The 17059-nt window shown below is 45.0% G+C and carries 19 protein-coding genes; 5 read left to right on the top strand and 14 right to left on the bottom strand.

All coding sequences use genetic code 11. The features are described from left to right. Nucleotides 1–709 precede the first annotated feature (709 nt). Together V512_RS08525 and V512_RS08520 are read right to left on the bottom strand one after the other, a co-directional pair. Nucleotides 710–1675, bottom strand: coding sequence for a nucleotidyl transferase AbiEii/AbiGii toxin family protein (locus V512_RS08525; RefSeq protein ID WP_243392334.1), 966 nt, complete (start codon nt 1673–1675; stop codon nt 710–712). Then, nucleotides 1672–2475 (bottom strand): type IV toxin-antitoxin system AbiEi family antitoxin domain-containing protein, encoded by an 804-nt coding sequence (locus V512_RS08520; RefSeq protein WP_099830065.1) that lies wholly within the window; start codon nt 2473–2475, stop codon nt 1672–1674. Before V512_RS08520 ends, V512_RS08525 begins: the two co-directional genes overlap by 4 nt. 2030 nt (nt 2476–4505) lie before the next feature. On the opposite strand from V512_RS08520, the gene V512_RS15035 reads away from it, so the two are divergent. Next, a complete protein-coding gene (locus tag V512_RS15035; RefSeq protein WP_243392333.1) occupies nt 4506–5336 on the top strand; it encodes a transposase in 831 nt (276 codons plus the stop codon). A 337-nt stretch (nt 5337–5673) separates the two neighbouring features. On the opposite strand, the gene V512_RS08500 is transcribed toward V512_RS15035, so the two are convergent. From V512_RS08500 to V512_RS08480, 4 genes are all read right to left on the bottom strand, one after another. Beyond that, the gene (locus V512_RS08500; RefSeq protein WP_099830062.1) at nt 5674–6570 is read right to left on the bottom strand and encodes a nucleotidyl transferase AbiEii/AbiGii toxin family protein; all 897 of its coding nucleotides are present in this window, start codon (nt 6568–6570) and stop codon (nt 5674–5676) included. Next, entirely contained in the window at nt 6567–7199 is a 633-nt protein-coding gene (locus tag V512_RS08495; RefSeq protein WP_243392332.1) for a hypothetical protein, read from the bottom strand. The genes V512_RS08500 and V512_RS08495 overlap by 4 nt, the downstream gene beginning before the upstream one ends. Before the next feature lie 649 nt (nt 7200–7848). After that, complete coding sequence (locus V512_RS08485) at nt 7849–8265, bottom strand: DUF5615 family PIN-like protein (protein WP_243392335.1); 417 nt, start codon at nt 8263–8265, stop codon at nt 7849–7851. Next, entirely contained in the window at nt 8219–8455 is a 237-nt protein-coding gene (locus tag V512_RS08480) for a DUF433 domain-containing protein (protein WP_006486348.1), read from the bottom strand. The genes V512_RS08485 and V512_RS08480 overlap by 47 nt, the downstream gene beginning before the upstream one ends. Before the next feature lie 480 nt (nt 8456–8935). Here V512_RS08480 and V512_RS08475 point away from each other — a divergent pair, with 480 nt between their 5' ends. Together V512_RS08475 and V512_RS08465 are read left to right on the top strand one after the other, a co-directional pair. Continuing rightward, nucleotides 8936–9295: a hypothetical protein gene (locus V512_RS08475; protein ID WP_099830058.1), complete on the top strand. Its 360-nt coding sequence runs from the start codon at nt 8936–8938 to the stop codon at nt 9293–9295. A gap of 126 nt (nt 9296–9421) precedes the next feature. Beyond that, a complete protein-coding gene (locus V512_RS08465) occupies nt 9422–9799 on the top strand; it encodes an AAC(3) family N-acetyltransferase (RefSeq protein WP_099830056.1) in 378 nt (125 codons plus the stop codon). A gap of 387 nt (nt 9800–10186) precedes the next feature. Here the strand turns inward: V512_RS08465 and V512_RS08460 are convergent, their stop codons facing one another. The 8 genes from V512_RS08460 to V512_RS08425 all read right to left on the bottom strand — a co-directional run bounded on the left by V512_RS08460 (nt 10187) and on the right by V512_RS08425 (nt 15135). Next, complete coding sequence (locus tag V512_RS08460) at nt 10187–10651, bottom strand: type II secretion system protein (protein WP_099830055.1); 465 nt, start codon at nt 10649–10651, stop codon at nt 10187–10189. Nucleotides 10652–10778: 127 nt separating this feature from the next. Next, nucleotides 10779–11264, bottom strand: coding sequence for a type II secretion system protein (locus V512_RS08455; protein WP_099830054.1), 486 nt, complete (start codon nt 11262–11264; stop codon nt 10779–10781). A gap of 113 nt (nt 11265–11377) precedes the next feature. Beyond that, nucleotides 11378–11875 (bottom strand): type II secretion system protein, encoded by a 498-nt coding sequence (locus V512_RS08450; protein ID WP_099830053.1) that lies wholly within the window; start codon nt 11873–11875, stop codon nt 11378–11380. 111 nt (nt 11876–11986) lie between these two features. After that, nucleotides 11987–12502 carry a prepilin-type N-terminal cleavage/methylation domain-containing protein gene (locus V512_RS08445; protein WP_099830052.1) on the bottom strand — a complete coding sequence of 172 codons (516 nt, stop codon included), beginning with the start codon at nt 12500–12502 and terminating at the stop codon, nt 11987–11989. A gap of 111 nt (nt 12503–12613) precedes the next feature. Beyond that, complete coding sequence (locus V512_RS08440; protein WP_099830051.1) at nt 12614–13126, bottom strand: type II secretion system protein; 513 nt, start codon at nt 13124–13126, stop codon at nt 12614–12616. 248 nt (nt 13127–13374) lie between these two features. Beyond that, the gene (locus tag V512_RS08435) at nt 13375–13848 is read right to left on the bottom strand and encodes a type II secretion system protein (protein ID WP_099830050.1); all 474 of its coding nucleotides are present in this window, start codon (nt 13846–13848) and stop codon (nt 13375–13377) included. A gap of 135 nt (nt 13849–13983) precedes the next feature. Further along, complete coding sequence (locus V512_RS15030; RefSeq protein WP_243392331.1) at nt 13984–14526, bottom strand: type II secretion system protein; 543 nt, start codon at nt 14524–14526, stop codon at nt 13984–13986. A gap of 114 nt (nt 14527–14640) precedes the next feature. Continuing rightward, the gene (locus tag V512_RS08425; protein WP_099830049.1) at nt 14641–15135 is read right to left on the bottom strand and encodes a type II secretion system protein; all 495 of its coding nucleotides are present in this window, start codon (nt 15133–15135) and stop codon (nt 14641–14643) included. A gap of 760 nt (nt 15136–15895) precedes the next feature. Between V512_RS08425 and V512_RS08420 the strand changes: the two genes are divergently transcribed. Together V512_RS08420 and V512_RS08415 are read left to right on the top strand one after the other, a co-directional pair. After that, nucleotides 15896–16177, top strand: coding sequence for a type II toxin-antitoxin system Phd/YefM family antitoxin (locus tag V512_RS08420; RefSeq protein ID WP_099830048.1), 282 nt, complete (start codon nt 15896–15898; stop codon nt 16175–16177). Continuing rightward, entirely contained in the window at nt 16174–16572 is a 399-nt protein-coding gene (locus V512_RS08415; RefSeq protein ID WP_099830047.1) for a putative toxin-antitoxin system toxin component, PIN family, read from the top strand. Before V512_RS08420 ends, V512_RS08415 begins: the two co-directional genes overlap by 4 nt. Nucleotides 16573–17059 lie beyond the last annotated feature (487 nt).

The following is a 17059-nucleotide window of genomic DNA, read 5'->3' as shown; positions in this document are numbered from 1 at the left end:
CTCCCATTACAGGAGCTTCATCACTACTACGGACTGTTCCGCCCCTGAATCTGGCATCGGTACTTTCACCCTCGTGGGTCTTCCACTTGCGGCTTTTCCCTTAACATCCAGATCCAGGTTCCCAAGTTCCTAATCGAAGCCTGTACCAGGGTCACGCCACCTATATGCCGGTCACCATCTGGACAGTAAGCAGGTTTCCTCCAGACTTATCCCGGGATAACCAGGCTTCCCGGTTTTGATGACACTAAAGGTCCTTACGACACGTTTACGGTGGTTCACTTGTATTCGTCTCCTCTGGTACTCACCTGACGGGATCGCTGTCCCGCCTTTTCCCGTAACGTTCACTACCATGGCTCTTTACCACAGCAGCTTACGGTGGTTTGAAGCCTCCACCTGCATGGCGGCTTCGAGGGGCCCTCCCTCATCTTCGATTAAGCATGGCTTGAAGTTTCCTTCTTCGCCTTCTTGGCACACCCTGGTTAGGACCTCGGTCTTTGGAGCGTTCTCAAGAACAAATCCCGATCAGTTGCATATCGGGATGACAGCCTTTTCTTGCTTTGGGTCATCCTGGCGTGCTTCAGGCCAGGATCTCGGTCCTAGGAGTGTTTTCAAGACCAGATCCCGTGCAGTTTCCCTGAACTGGACCACTTCAGGGCAGGCGCGACGGAATGACAGTAAAAGGGCGTTACAGTTCACGAGACTTCTTTGATCAGCCTTGAAGAGTTTGCCTAACATTCAGTGCTTTCCATTTGAGCATAGGCAGCTTTTTAATTCTATCTGACAGTTCTTTGTCATCGGTAATGATTTCTGGTCTGATTTCGCCTTTTTCGTTTAGGATTCTTAAGAATTCTCTTTCATTGTCCTTCAGAGGCAGCAAATAGGAGACTACTTTCTCGCAAGATCTTTCGATATCACTGGCAAGAATGTCGAGTTTTTCTTTGTCAAGTGTGCCTCTTAGAAGTGGCAGCAATCGTTTTTTCAGGTCATTCTTATTTACTCGAAATGATTTTTCGTCTATTTCGAGCCAGTTTTCTCGATTCATCCCCCCAAAAACCGTAAAGGCAAGCCGGAGTTTTTCAAGATCAAGGGTGTATATTTGCTTGTCAAGCAGATATACATCATAAAGGTCTCTGCTTGTTTTTCGCGAAAAGCAGGCCGCGATTTTCGAGGCGAAAACTTCCAGCTTGTTTACTAATGGAACTCTACGGGCTATTTGACTACCTACCTGCCTTGAATCCATTGTTTCTATTTCAAACAGTGGAACCCTCATCATGTAGTTTATGTCAATAGACAGATTTCCTCCAGAAGATAGGGAGCTTACGTACCTCAATGAATAAGAGGTGGCCGCTTCTGAATCCCTTTTGTTTCTTATGGACAGGCTCTCTTCGTGGCATACTGATTCTATGATGTTCTCAAAACCGTTTCTGTCACGGTCGAGTTCTTCTCGAGTGGGTGATCCAATATAGTTGATATCTATATCTACCGACAATCTTGGAATTTCCAAGAAGAATAGATTAATTGCCGTTCCCCCCTTTAGAGCGAAACTTCCTGTAAGACGATCGATACTTGATGCGCGATCAAGCCATGAAAGCAGTAGAGAGACTTTCTCAATAATCTCCTGCCGATAGCCCGTCTGACCGGATAATCTGGACAGAGTCTCCCTGGACATTCTCATTGTTCTTCCCACCTTTCATTCAATATGTATTCAGGAATTACGAGATTCCATTCCTTTACCAACCTTGCTCTGTCAACTCGTGATCGATCAAAGTAATGCGGCGAAACTGGGATCATTTTTTTCAGTTCTCTCAGTAGAGTCTGGTCATTGTCTGTGATTTTCGGATGTCTTTGTAAGAAGAAGCCGACTTTGGCACTCGTGGTAGAGTTGTCAAGTGCTCTCAGATACTTCAGCAGGTTTTCGGTGTTTAGATACTCGGTCATTTTGAGGGAACGCCAGACCTCTTCAATTCCGCCACATAGATTGGGTCTATCGAGCATATCTGCAAACGTTCTTTCTCTGCTGGTTATAAGAACGTTTATACCTTTTATATCCACTTGTTCTGTGAGTAGGAAGTAGTTGTCTGAGCGAAGCAGGTTCTGAGAGGGGTGAGTCGGTATGTATTCGATTTCCCTGAAAACTAAAGGATGCACACTCTTCATAGTCAAGAATGTTCTGGTACTGAAAAGCGAGTAGGTATTCCCATTGAATTCCTGAGCCGTATGATAAGCAAGAATCGCATCCTCCGTTCTCTTTGCCGCAATGAGAAATGAATCAGGGGCGAATTGTTCTACCTTCTGGTTAAGGGGCACCACTGCGTAGAGACCACGACAGATTTTGAGGACACGGCCTCTCTTAACGTGATAATTCAGAAGAACGCTGTAGTTCTCAAGACTCTTCGCTTCATTCTTCTTCAGAAATTCTTTTAGTTCATGAGTCGTGAAGACCGGTGATTCTTCAAAAAAAAGTTCTAATCTCACTTGATCTCCTCTCCGTGACTTGACAGTGATTAACATATAGTATAAATATTTTATAGTTTTGGGTGAGTTCTGTCAAGCCGAATGATAAAGTGGAACGAACACTCGACCGAGGTTGCAGATAGAGGTTGGTGGTTGGGCAGGAGAAAAAAACAAGACCTAGACCCAAATAACGGGAGCATACAGAAGCTGTCTATCAGAACCACTCACTTCGTCATCCAGACTTGATCTTGGTCACAATCTGTGCTGGGTCTTGACGAATGACAGGTTCATGATCTTGAACGGTCAGCGGTGAACCGCATTTCACAGCCGCGAAAAACGGGACAGACTCCATTTTTATGAACAAGAGCAGTTCTTCGTTCCGACGCTTCGCATCCTGATTCCTCAGAAGAGCAAGAAGACGTCCTTGGTCCTTCGTCCAAGATCTTGAACCCGTCCTTCGAAAGATCATGAAGAGGAGAGGGCTAAAAATAGGGACTCCATTTTTAGAACAAGAGCAGTTCTTCGTTCATAAGAGCGTGCAGAGAGCCGTCCTTCGACCTTCGTCCAAGAGCGTGGACCCGTCCTTGGAAGAGCGGGAAGAGGAGAGAGGAAGAGAGGACGCGAAAAATGGGACAGACATCAAGAGCCTGTCAGTCCCGGGGCAAAAAGGGGACAGACTCCATTTTTTCAGAATCGGTTCTTACCAGCGATCAGCGGGTCCTCGTTCTTAAGTGTGCAGCGGCTCTTCAGGGCGAGATCCCGTGTGTTTGGAATGATAAGGTTGCTTCGTATCCATTATCGTTCAATTTAACGCCGCTATTAATGATACTTATTCCACTTTCCTCTTGTGTTCTTTCTGCAGCATTAGTGATTTGTTCATTGAGGGACAAAAATAGAAAAAAAAACGGGACAGACTCCATTTTTTCAGAATCGGTTCTTACCAGCGATCAGCGGGTTCTCGTTCTTAAGCGTACAGCGGTCTTTTCGGTGAACGGGTTCATGATCTTGAACGGTCGGTCAACGGTGAACCGTATTTCACAGCGATCACCGGGTTCTCGTTCTTAAGCGTACAGCGGCCTTTTCGGTGAACGGGTTCATGATCTTGAACGGTCAACGGCGAACCATGTTTTACAGCGTTCAGCGGATCTTAGAACAAATAGGGACTCCATTATTCAGTAACACAGGTGTTCGTTCGGTTGGAGCACGTTTGCGGTCGATAGTTTTCCAAATGTTAAAAAGGGGACAGACTCCATTTTTAGGAACAAAATGTTAAAAAGGAAAAGAGGTGAAAATAGGGACAGACTCCATTTTTTCAAGAGCCGTCCTTCGACCTTCGTCCAAGAGCGTGGACCCGTCCTTGGGAAGAGCGGGAAAGAGGAGAGAGGAAGAGAGAGAGAAAGAGAGGCCGAGAGGACGCGAAAAAGCGACAGACATCAAAAAACGAAAAAAGGGGACAAAACGAAAAAAGGGGACAGACTCCATTTTTTCAGAATCGGTTCTTACCAGCGATCAGCTGTCGAAAAAAAGTGAAAAATAGGGACTCCATTTTTAGGAACAAAAGCGGTTCCTCGTTCCGACGCTTCGCGTCCAGGTTCTTGGTTCTTAGGCCGCGGAGCGGAACTGGCGCGACGAGAAGGGAGAGCAGAGGTTAGAGGCGACAGGCTAGAGGTTGGAAGAGCGCAAAGATCTTGATCTTCTTACCTCTATCCTCATCACCCTTACCTCTGATCCACCCCGCCGCGACTGGTGCTCGCGATCGACAAAAATAGGGACTCCATTTTTAGGAACAAGAGCAGTTCCTCGTTCCGACGCTTCGCGTCCAGGTTCTTGGTTCTTGGCCGCGGAGCGGAACTGGCGAAGGGTTTCACTCACAGCGATCAGCAGGTTCTAGAGAGCGAAAAACGGGACAGACTCCATTTTTGATATAATTTGTGTTGAATGTGAGCGAGATCCCGTATTAAAGCACTACGGGACGACAGGATCTGAGCCAGGCGTTAGAATCTGGGTTTGCTCGATTGATTCTTTCATTTTTATGGTTCGAGGTGATGATGATGCCGAGGTCAGCTCGGGTCGTATTCGAAGGTGTTGTTCATCACATTACTCAAAGAGGTAATTATAGGCAGAGCATATTTGAGGATTCTGCCGACAGGAAGAAGTACATTGAGTTCGTCAGTGAGTATTCGAGAAAGTATGAAATGAAGATCTACGCTTACTGTCTTATGACCAATCACGTGCATTTCTTAGCGGCTCCCCTTAGAAACGATTCACTTGCAATGACCTTCAAGTACACCAATATGCGGTACTCAAGCTACTTCAACAAGAAGAACCGGAGAGCCGGCCATCTCTGGCAGGCGCGCTTCTACTCATGTCCCCTGCATCGCGATCACGCCCTGGAGGCACTCAAGTATGTTGAAAGGAATCCCGTTCGGGCCAAGATGGTTCACTTTCCCTGGGAGTATGAATGGTCGAGCGCTAGGGAACACGTTGGTATGAGTGTGATGGTAGACGTTTCCGATGAAAGCGATAGCTCTTCTAGAGATGCTGGCAGTAAATCTGTGGACATAGGTGAAGAGCAAGTTCGTCCCCGATCTATCACGACAGATGAGAAAGTCTCTGAAGGCAACGCTCTATCTTCTAAGGTTTCAATAGCTTCCGGCAAGAACATTCAACTTTCTTCGTTGAAGGATTTCGATCTCAACTGGAATCCAGAAGGCTGGAGAGAGTTTCTTGGCTTTCCGGATGAAGATGATTTTCTCAGTAGAATCAGGGGAAATACGTTTTCTGGAAAGCCTTTGTTTGCCGAGAATCTTGTAGCCGATCTTGAGAAGGAGCTCGGTGTCTCACTTACAAGAAGACCAATAGGGAGACCGAAGAAGAGTTAGTAACATTCAGAGCGAAATACTGAAATGATTCGATATCAAGTTTAGAGGAAGTGTTGAGGGCACTTTCTTTCATCTGCCAAGTAGATAATCCTTCAAATCAGATTTGACTTTCTATGCATTCTTGTTTTTCGCCTCTGCTATTCGTAAATTTGTCAAAAATAGGGACTCCATTTTTTCAAGAGCCGTCCTTGGGAAGAGAGAGAAGAGAGGGCGGACGCGAAAAATGGGACAGACATGAAGAGATTTGTCAGTCCCTATTTTCGCTCTCGTCTTCTCGTGAGCGAAGCGAACTCTCGCTGTTCTTTCCCGGCTCTTACAAACTCCACAAATACAGTGGTCATTTCCAGCTTAGGTCATCAGGCTCCCAGTGTGAGGCGAAGATCTCGTCTCTTTGCAGAGCTTCAAGTACAGGTACAAGGAAGTTCTTGATTTGACCTATAACTTCCTCAAGAAATGCATAAAACGTGGTGTTTTTCTTTTTAGCGAAGGCTGTCCATCTTCGCTGATGGAGTGAATCGGAAGTGAATTGCTTCTCGAATGCGACGATCTCTTCCATCGGTGTGCCACGATTTCTAAATGTTTCCCCAATTGCGGCTTGCAGTGTTGTGCCATTGAAACGGAAGAACCTGGACAGCAAAAAGATGTCGTAGAAGTCTTTGTAGCGACTGGTCAGAAAACCCAGCGAGGCTATCGCTTCCAGTTTTTCTGCGATAACCGATTCTTTTGAGTATGCAAAGACAACCGGCTGCGGATCATTCAGCAGAACCGGGAATTCCATCTGAACTCTCTCCGGTGTTATGCAGTCGCCAAATCCGACATCGACGGTTATGGATAGTCTTGTTCGCTCCAAGTAGGCCGTAATGGTTACCCGAGTACCGGGGTATTGTTTTGCACCTGCAATGGAACGTAGGTTCATGCTTTCCAGATCAAAGCGTATCCCGTCGTCGGTATCTACCGAGAAGATATCATAGAAAACCTTCTCGAGAGATTCCCTTTCGTTGCTGATTTTCTGCCCCAGCAGATCTATATCGGTTGTTGATCGCGGGAACCGCCCTTCAAATAGCGCATAAAGAAAGATCCCACCTTTCAATGTGAATTCGTCTTTGTGGGGAGATATGGATAATCTGTATATGGTACGTTCAAGCGCATAGATTTGCAGTAGATCCTGATAACTCCTGCCTTGCTTCTCGGCTAGATTTCTTAGCCGGGCTTTTACAGATGCTGCCTTGTTCATAGCAGTACCTCCAGATAGGTTCTCAGTATCTTTGAATTGCCGAGTTCCTTGGCATATCTGTATAGTTTGTTCAGGTTTCGATCCTTTTTTGCGAGATACTGAACAAGCACTTCCTTTGCGACTTCAATGCCGAGTCTTTCGCGATATTGCAGAATGTCGATTACAGTCTTTTCCGGGTCATAAATGGAGAACTGATTCGAGTCTTCGTGAATAGTCATGATTCCGGTTTTGTATCGTATGTCGTTGTAATAGTAAAGTTGAATCTGAGGCCACTCTGGCATCGTATAAATCCTGTCGCTCCTGGGAATCGCCACGTCTATTGCTGTGGAACGTTCTGTGGTAAGCTGCCAATAGATTGCCGAGCTAATCAGGCAGATCACGCCCCTTGGCACATAAGCATTGACATAGTAGAAGTCTGATTCCTCACCCTCGTAGATTAGATTTTCATAGCTTTTGCGTGTCAGTTTCTTAAGGATATTCTCCTCGATAAGCTTCTTGATACGATAGAAGCTATATCCCATGTCTTTGAGTTCATCTATTTTAATAATCTTCTTCTGAGGCAGTTGATGCCTTGTTGAGTTCAATAATCTCACCTCTTCAACAACACTCTCAACGAATACCTGCATCATTCTGTATCTGCCGATGTTCATGAAAATTGTATCATGAATTGCAGTGATTTAGTTGGCGAGCGAAGAGCCGTCCTTGGGAAGAGCGGGAGAAGAGCAGTTCTTCGTTCCGACGCTTCGCGTCCAAGTTCTTGGTACGAACCAGGTCTGGGGTATGGGGTCTAGGGTCTGGCAAGAGCTGAAAGAGCGGGAAGAGGAGAGAGGAAGAGAAGGCGAGAGGACGCGAAAAACGGTACAGACGTCAGGAGCCCGTCTATCCCTATTTTCGCTTACAGCGGTCAGCGTCCAGCGAGAAGCCGCTGTTTGTGGGCACATTCATTTGAGGACTTGTCAGTCCCTCTTTTTTGCTATTCACAATCAACTTTGAATGCATTTGCTCGCTCCTACGCGCAACGCAGCACTCTCTAGGGGTTTCGAGGGTTTTTTGATGCGTACTGAAAGTGTTCTGATATCAGAACTGGTTCTGAGGTCGGAACTAAAGGTGCAAGTAGCATAAAAAAGGAGACCCCATCATTTCTATTTGAGCAATGTAATTCTTCGTTGAGCTTTAGATGTTGTTCGTTAAGAGCTGGCAGTATACGGTGCGCGAATGCTCAAAGTAGAAGGCCTTGAAAGCGGGACACTCAAGAGTAAGGATAGTACTATGACGGACTTATTTTGCTCCGGGCAAGAACTTCCGTATCCTGACTCTTTCTGCAGTTATCACAACGAATTTGCCGATCATTTCACTACCATACTTTTTTATAACTTGTATTACCTGGTCTGCTTTGCAGGAATAATCCACACCAGTAAGTCTAAGGAGAACAATGCCAGGACAACTCCTCTGTTTTCTGAACACTATCTCCCCAAAGTCTTTGTCATCTGTCAAGATCAACGCGCCTAAATCTTTTGAGAGTCCCATAACTTCCTCATCTGTGATTCCTGTAGCCGATTCTGCTACTGAGTACACAGAGATACCGGCTAGCCTTAGGCTAGATACTAACCTTTGATCGATGTTCTCATCAGCGAGTAAGGAAAGCGTTTCACTTCTTTTCGGCAAGAGAGTACACGTCCTCGTTGCGTAATACATCAAGAGCATAAGCGATTGCTGCCCTGACCTTCTCTTTGTCTAATGAAGGATGCGCTTCAACGATTTCAGAAATCTCCATTCCGGCCGTAAGTTCTGAAAGTATGTGCTCGACAGTTATCCTTGTTCCCTTGATTACTGGTTTGCCAAGCATTATTCTTGAATCTGAATGAATGAAGTCCTTGTAATCCATCGTCAACACCTCACGAATATTATAGCATCTTAGACTTGTAGGCTCTGCAAGTTGCAGGAACGGTTATCCGTTATCGGTTCTCCGACGAAGCGAGACCAGAACGAGAGAACGAGAAGTCGCTTTGAGTTTGAGATGAAGCTTTGCTTCGAGAGAAACCATTCGAAACTATGAATAGCAAAGAGAAGGCAGATCCGCATGGGAGATCTTAATAGTTGCCTGAAACAGAATCCCTGAACAGGAGCATTTCAGGGCAGGCTCTACGGGATGACTGTCTTTTCTTGCTTTTCGTCATTCTGACACGCTTCTGGTCAGAATCTCGATCTTTGAAACAGTTGCAAGTGACAAGTTGCAAGTTGAATAAGAAAGGTTATCCGTTATCGGTTCACCGTTCTCCGGTCCGAGCAGAGCGAGAGCTTCAAGACCTATCAAGCTCTTTGGATGATGATCTTAGGTCCTCCCTTGAGGGAGGAGGGCCACGAAGTGACGGAGTGTTACTGTTTCAAAGAAGAGCATCGAGAGTACGAGATGAGGAGAGAGTACGAGAAACAGGAGAGAGGAGTTCTCGTCCTCTCGTGGGCGAAGCGAACTCTCGATGTTCTTTCTCGGCTCTTACCGACAGCCCACAACGCACAACCCACCACGGCTCTTAAGGGCGTTAAGAAGATAGAAGAGATGTTTGATGAGCAGGGGAAGATTGAGGATTCGATTGTCCATTTGATAGGCGATTATAAGTTAGTCCTTATCCATTCTTCGCTTTCTTCGATGAGCTTTGTGCAGGGCGGGGCAGAGTCTGTGGTCGAGGCTTTGAAGAGTCTTCAAAAAGAGGGATTACTGTTATGATGCTCGCGCTATCGTTCAGGTCTGTTACGCGGCTCAGCCAGATTTCCGATCATGAGAAGACGCCGTCGAATGTGGGCGCGATCTCGGAGGCTTTCAGAAGAAGTCACGGGGTGGTGAGAAGCGTTCATGCTACGCATTCTGTCTACGCCATGGCCCCTCTGGCAGATGAGCTTACGGCAGATCATCATATGGATCGCACTCCTGACTGCCTTTAATTCGTCATTTATAAAGCTCGTTGAAAGAGACGGTCTGGTTCTCTTTATTGGTTGTGGGTTGAGGCCCAATACTCTTATGCACGGCGCCGAAGAGATAGTCGAGCCGTCTTATCTCTTTGGACTGGAGGTCGAATATACGATAATTCTCCGGGGTGGGCTGGAGTATCGCAGGAATTACCTCACGCTCGATTTCAGCGGCTATGTCCAGAGATACGATAGGGTCGCTTCTCTGCTCGGAGGGGGAGATCTCTGGAAGGGAAAGGTGTCGAAGCAAAGACTTATGTTTTGAAAGCTAGGGCGTTGTGGTCTGCCGCTTTGGAGGACCTAGGGAGAGATGAATTCGCGTTTGATGATCGAGAGTGAGGATAAAGACGAAGGTTGGATTTTGGATCGTTTGGAGAGGTTCAACAGGTTTCGGGAATAGGCTTAGTGTAGATTGAGAAACGTTATAGGTTGAGGGATACAGAGAATTTGATTTATTAGAAATCAAGCAATAGGGAACTGCGAAGTGCAACTTTAGCTCTGCATCGAGAGAGAAAAAGGCGAAGGCTGTTTTTTTGTGAAATCAATGCGTGAGGAATTGGGAAGAATTCCTTAATGCTTGGCACTATTGCCGCAGGGTTAGTGGACAAATAAAAAAGCCCTCCGAAGAGGGCTTTTTGAGTTTTATGATCTATCAATATACTGTGAACGGGAATACGTATTTTATTGTGTTTCCATTTGTAGATGATAGACCTCCACTAAGATAGAATCCACCTGTACCAGTTGTTATTGAACCTTTAGTGACATTGTCCAAAACAGCCTTAACGGAAGTGAAATCGGAATCTGCACCAACATAGAATACTGATACTGTGTAGGATCCTCCGGTTCCTGGAAGTATGTATGCACCATAATCTTCGACCTTTACATCTCTTGCAAGTAAACTGATAGAGAGTGTTGAGGTTAGTGCACTTGAGCCATCAACGTAAGCCTTGTTTTCAATAGCGCTTGCGAGAGTCTTAAGGTTCTGAGCAACCTGGGTGGCTTTGGCCTTTCGGATTGCATTCAGTGCGACGGGGGTGATTGTGGCGATCAATGCTGCGATAACTGCGAGCACTATCAACAGTTCAACAAGTGAAAATCCTCTTTTTCTGTTCTTCATAACTTCTCCCTCCTATTTGATGGTTTTTCATCCAGATACTAACATGCAAGGGTGTGCCAAAAAACACGAATAAAAAAAGGACCTCAGTTAAGAGAGCCGCCTGGTATTCTTTGAACGTTTCTAAGAATCAATAAACGCTGTAAATGAAAGGATAGAAGATTTGTCCATCACTACTACTAAGTGCTCCAGCTTTCGTACCGGTGTTGCTTTTCGTCAAGGTCTTCCAGCTTGAAATGGCAGGAAAAGGAGCAACTTTCACCGCAGTTGGGAGGACTTCTATTACCTTATCAGGATTTACTGAATCCGTTGGCGTAAACGCAACGACACATGTGAATGTTCCAGCGGTATGCGTATAGTATAGAATGTAGTCGCTCGAAACATCGCGCGCAATATCTGACAGTTTCGCCAGACCATCAGCTGCATTAGCCCCATCTACATAAGCCTTATTCTCAAACGCACTTGCGAGAGTCTTGAGATTCTGTGCCACCTGGGTAGCTTTGGCCTTTTGGATTGCATTCAGTGCGACGGGGGTGATTGTGGCGATCAATGCTGCGATTACTGCGAGCACTATCAACAGTTCTACTAGTGAAAATCCTCTTTTTCTGTTCTTCATAACTTCTCCCTCCTACTTGATGGTTTTTCATCCACACACTCTTATGCAAGGGTGTGCCAAAAAACAGGAATGAGAAAAACGCCCTCATTTGAGGGCGTTAATAATTGATAAGATCAATAGACGTTGAACGTGAAAGTATATTGAAGAACGGAACCTGTAAAACTGTCTTTGCCAAGCTTGACGTAACCATCAAAACTGGGCAAATTTGTCTTAGTAGCAGTTTCTAAAACCTTTTGTACTTCATCAGCAGAGACATCTTCATTGGTTACAACATATACTTGGACTTTCCCTGCGTTTGTAGAATCTGTAGACACTTTGTACGCTATACCATATTTATTAGCATCAACATCTCTTGCAAGTAATTTGATATCATCTGTTGCTGTGAAGTAACCTCCATCAGGTTTCTTTATTCCACTGGCATCTGCTCCATTCACATACGCCGCGTTTTCAATAGCGCTTGCGAGAGTCTTCAAGTTCTGAGCAACCTGAGTTGCCTTGGCCTTTTTGATAGCATTCAGTGCGACGGGGGTGATTGTGGCAATCAATGCTGCGATTACTGCGAGCACTATCAACAGTTCAACAAGTGAAAATCCTCTTTTTCTGTTCTTCATAACTTCTCCCTCCTACTTGATGGTTTTTCATCCACACACCATCTTACAAGGGTGTGCCAAAAAACAGAAATAAAAAAAGCCCTCACACGGAGGGCCATTTCATTACTGGAATCAATAGACCGTGAAATCAAAGTAGTAATAAATGTATCCAGTTTCTTCTTCGTATGTTGCTCCACCACTGTCTACGAAATTACTACGATTAACTTCGTCCAAATTCGTAGAAGTATAGCCTACATCTGATGCATTTAGAACGTCCTTGACACTGCCTGCGTTAGCATCCTTTCCAGTATAGAAAACAACGACATCATATTTGCCAGATGATTGCGTGTAGGCAAAACCATAGAGATGATCGTTATCTTTCTTTGGAAGATCTCTGGCCAGATCATCAATGCTAATCTTCGAATTACCATCAGGTCCTTTGATCTCCTTATTATCATTTACCCCATTCACATACGCCGCGTTCTCAAGCGCAGTGGCGAGAGTCTTAAGGTTCTGAGCAACCTGAGTTGCCTTGGCCTTTTTGATAGCATTCAGTGCGACGGGGGTGATTGTGGCAATCAATGCTGCGATTACTGCGAGCACTATCAACAGTTCAACAAGTGAAAATCCTCTTTTTCTGTTCTTCATAACTTCTCCCTCCTATTTGATGGTTTTTCATCCACACACCATCTTACAAGGGTGTGCCAAGAAACAGAAATAAAAAAAGCCCTCCCACGGAGGGCCATTTCATTAGTGGAATCAATAGACCGTGAAATCAAAGTAGTAATAAATGTATCCAGTTTCTTCTTTGTATTCTGCTCCATCATCTACGAAATTATTAGGATTATCTTCGTCCAAATTCGTAGAAGTATAGCCTACATCTGATGTATTTAGAACGTCCTTGACACTGTCTGCGTTAGCATCCTTTCCAGTATAGAAAACAACGACATCATATTTGCCAGATGATTGCGTGTAGGCAAAACCATAGAGATGATCGTTATCTTTCTTTGGAAGATCTCTGGCCAGATCATCAATCCTAATCTCCTCATTACCATCAGGCCCTTTGATCTTCTTATTATCATCTACCCCATTCACATACGCCGCGTTCTCAAGCGCACTGGCGAGTGTCTTCAAGTTCTGTGCTACCTGTGTTGCTTTGGCCTTTTTGATAGCATTCATTGCCACTGGGGTGATGGTGGCGATCAATGCTGCGATTACTGCGAGCACTATCAACAGTTCAACAAGTGAAAATCCTCTTTTTCTGTTCTTCATAACTTCTCCCTCCTATTAGATGCTTTTTCATCCACAAACCATCTTGCAAGGGTGTGCCAAAAAGCAGGAATGAAAGAAAGCCCCATTGAGGACGTTAATAATTGATAAGATCAATAGCCGTTGAACGTGAAAGTATATTGAAGAACATTCCCTTCAAAACGATTGCTCAATACTTGGCATTATTGCCACAGGGTTAGTGGACAAATAAAAAAGCCCTCCGAAGAGGGCTTTTTGAGTTTTATGACCTATCAATATACTGTGAATTCGAATTCGTAACGAACGGTCATGTCAGTATTATCAGTCTTGCCTCCAGTTAAGTAGTCTGCGGTATTGTATGAAGCGCTAAAGCTAGTCTTTGTTGCATCTTTTAGAACTTTTATCACTTCTTCTTCATCCACACTGTCTGTTGTGAATACTACCGCTTTGAATTTTCCAGAGGTTGTTTCCGTGTAGGCAACTCCGTAATAAGTACCATTTATATCTCTTCCAAGATCACTTAGTTTAGTTACTCCCACAATACGTCCATTGCTGTCTACCCCATTCACATACGCCGCGTTCTCAAGCGCAGTGGCGAGAGTCTTCAAGTTCTGCGCTACCTGAGTTGCTTTGGCCTTTTTGATAGCATTCATTGCCACGGGGGTGATGGTGGCGATCAATGCGGCGATTACTGCGAGCACTATTAACAGTTCAACTAGCGAAAATCCTTTTTTTCTGTTCTTCATAACTTCTCCCTCCTATTTGATGGTTTTTTCATCCAGATACTAACTTGCAAGGGTGTGCCAAGAAACAGAATGCGGAAAAAGCCCTCAATCGCGAGGGCTATTTATTCTCAAAGCACATTAGTGAACCTTTGGGCATCAATAGATGGTGAATTCTATCGAATAGTACAAGAGTTTCGTCCCGCTAGATATACTTACTGTGCTCCCGCTAGGCCTTACCGAGAGATTGGCGTACGTCTTTGTTGAACTGTCAGGCATTGTGAAACTAATAGTATCATCTCCCGTAGCAGTAGCTTCTTTGACACTGTTGAGAGCTTTTTCAACTTCAGCTTTGTCTGCATCGACCTTTGCAAAGATTACAGCTTGTACTGTTCCCCCTGTAGTCATAGTATACGCAACACCATATTCTTCACCATTTATATCTCTTCCAAGATCAGCTAGCGCGATTGACCCCGTAGTTGTTCCTGATTTCTTAATCGTTCCGTCGGTATTTATCCCATTCACATACGCCGCGTTCTCAAGCGCGCTAGCTAGTGTCTTCAAGTTCTGTGCTACCTGTGTTGCCTTGGCCTTTTTGATAGCATTCATTGCCACGGGGGTGATTGTGGCTATCAATGCTGCGATTACTGCGAGCACTATCAAAAGTTCAACTAGTGAAAATCCTCTTTTTCTGTTATTCATAACTTCTCCCTCCTATTTGATGGTTTTTTCATCCACACACTACCTTGCAAGGGTGTGCCAAAAATCAGGAATAAAAAAGGCCCTCATTTGAAGGCCTTTTTTTATTTGTAGAAATCAATATACTATGAATTCGAAGTTATATCCAAAACTGAATGGGCTATCAGAATTTAAACCGAGCTTAGTTGGAGTTTTGCCTGCTAGATAGGTACTTGGTGTTGTTTTAGTGAGATCTTTAAGAACACCCTGTGAAGTCGTGAAATCGACAGCTTCTTTGGTAAAGACAGACACTTTGAATTTTCCGTCATCTACTTCTGCGTACCATATACCGTAAAGATCTTTGTCAACATCTCTTGCAAGTAATTTGATATCATCTGTTGCTGTGAAGTAACCTCCATCAGGTTTCTTTATTCCACTGGCATCTGCTCCATTCACATATGCCGCGTTCTCAAGCGCAGTGGCGAGAGTCTTAAGGTTCTGAGCAACCTGAGTTGCCTTGGCCTTTTTGATAGCATTCAGTGCCACGGGGGTGATTGTTGCAATCAATGCTGCGATAACTGCGAGCACTATCAACAGTTCAACCAGTGAAAATCCTCTTTTTCTGTTCTTCATAACTTCTCCCTCCTACTTGATGGTTTTTCATCCACACACTATCTTGCAAGGGTGTGCCAAAAAACAAAATCCTGCATATGCTCGAAGAAGTGCTTTCAATTTCCAGTGTTATGAATCCTAGTAAAAGCTTAATATGCTTCTAATAGCTACGAAGACTATGATAATAGCCTATTGAAGAATGCTTATATCAGTTGTCAGGTGGTAGAGACTAAGGACATCTAGATCTTGAAAGTGCTTTCAAGAAAATATTATACTCTGTTTGATAACGGAAAGGATAATCCTCTTCTCCGGAGCATTTTCTAAAAATCCGCTATCTTCTCTTCCCTGTCAGTTGCTTTATACGAATGAACTTTTTAGGGAAAGGAGTTTCCATTTTTCTCAAAAAACAGCGAAATTTATTTCCCTGAAAGTTCGCTTTCTCCCCTTCCTTAAAACCCGGGTGGAAAACAGGGACTCAAAGAGCCCGTCAGTCTTCATTTTCGCTTTCTCGTTAGCGAAGCGAACGTCTCGATGCTCTTTGTCTCAGCTTCACGCTCCATCGATCTTTTGCCCGCGAAGCTGAACTGGCGCGACGAGAAGGGAGAGCAGAGGTTAGAGGCGACAGGCTAGAGGTTGGAAGAGCGCAAAGATCTTGATCTTCTTACCTCTATCCTCATCCCTCTTACCTCTGATCCACCCCGCCGGCGCGACTGGTGTTCGCGATTGCGTAGGTAATTATGTAGGTCTTATTGTACAATATACTTGTACAGGAGGTGGTTTTATGAAGTACATAGCGACTCGAGACCTGAGAAGCAATCCCTCAGCGGTCTGGAAAACGCTTGATGAGGGATCGGAGGTTATCGTTACGGTTAACGGGAAGCCTAAGGCAATAATGATAAGGGCGGACGAGGATCTCGAATTTCTCATAAAAGCTATTTCCCGGGCAAAAGCTGAACTCGCGGTCGAAAGAATGCGACTCCAGTCTTTGAAGAACGGTCTTGATAGTCTTTCTTCAGAGGAGATTGAGAGAGAGATCTCTGAAAGCAGAAAAGCAGATAGATGAAGATAGTAGTAGACACAAACGTCCTTGTCGCGTCTCTAATAAATCCTCACGGAAGTCCCGCAGGTGTTCTCAATTGTATTCTCTCGAGTCGTGTTCTTCCCTGTTTCGATGCAAGAATTATCGATGAATACGAGAGGGTTCTTCAAAGACCGAGATTTGGATTCAGGAGCGACGATGTCCGGGCGCTTCTGGATTTCTTTGTTAGGGTCGGTTTTTTTGTGACTCCCGAACCTGTCTCTTTGGAGCTTCCAGATCTATCGGATTTACCTTTTGTTGAAGTCTCTAGAGCCACTAACAGTCCGATCGTTACGGGGAATGCGAAACACTTTCCCGCTGATTTCATAACTGTCCTGAGTCCTGCAGCGTTGATTGAGATAGTTCATAGAAGGGCGTGAAGAGCTGTCCTTTTAGAGCAGAAGAGTAGTTCCAACGCGCTGCGCCCAAATTCTCCGTTCCGGAGCTAGGAGCTTTGTTTTTGGTTCAGAAGAGCGAAAGAACGGCCAGTAAAGGCTTCGCCTTCGCCAGTCTGCTTGCGAGACGGAGTCGTACTGGCATCGTGAAGCGATACTGGCGCCGGAGGCGACTGGCGGTTGTTAACAACTCTCCACGCTCCACCGATCTTAAGAACGGTAGGGTCAAGAAATGGCGCGGTGTAAGTACAGACCTTGTGAGGCCAGGCTGTTTACTCCCCTTTCGGGAGAGTGTCCCCCTCAAGCGGGTCATCTCATCCGTTTCCATCTCCTGCCACCTCAAACCGTACGTGCGGATTTCCCGCATACGGCTTTCCTGTGTGCTTCACCTCAAGGCTTATGTGACCTATCGTGCCGGGAGTGCTTTCTGTCGGAGATACCTTATTCTGTAATCATTGTAGATTCCAGTGAT

The sequence above is a fragment of the Mesotoga sp. Brook.08.105.5.1 genome, assembly GCF_002752635.1.
Lineage (GTDB): Bacteria > Thermotogota > Thermotogae > Petrotogales > Kosmotogaceae > Mesotoga.
The sequence above is the reverse complement of the archived record's forward strand: the minus strand, read 5'-3'. Positions and strand labels throughout refer to the sequence as shown.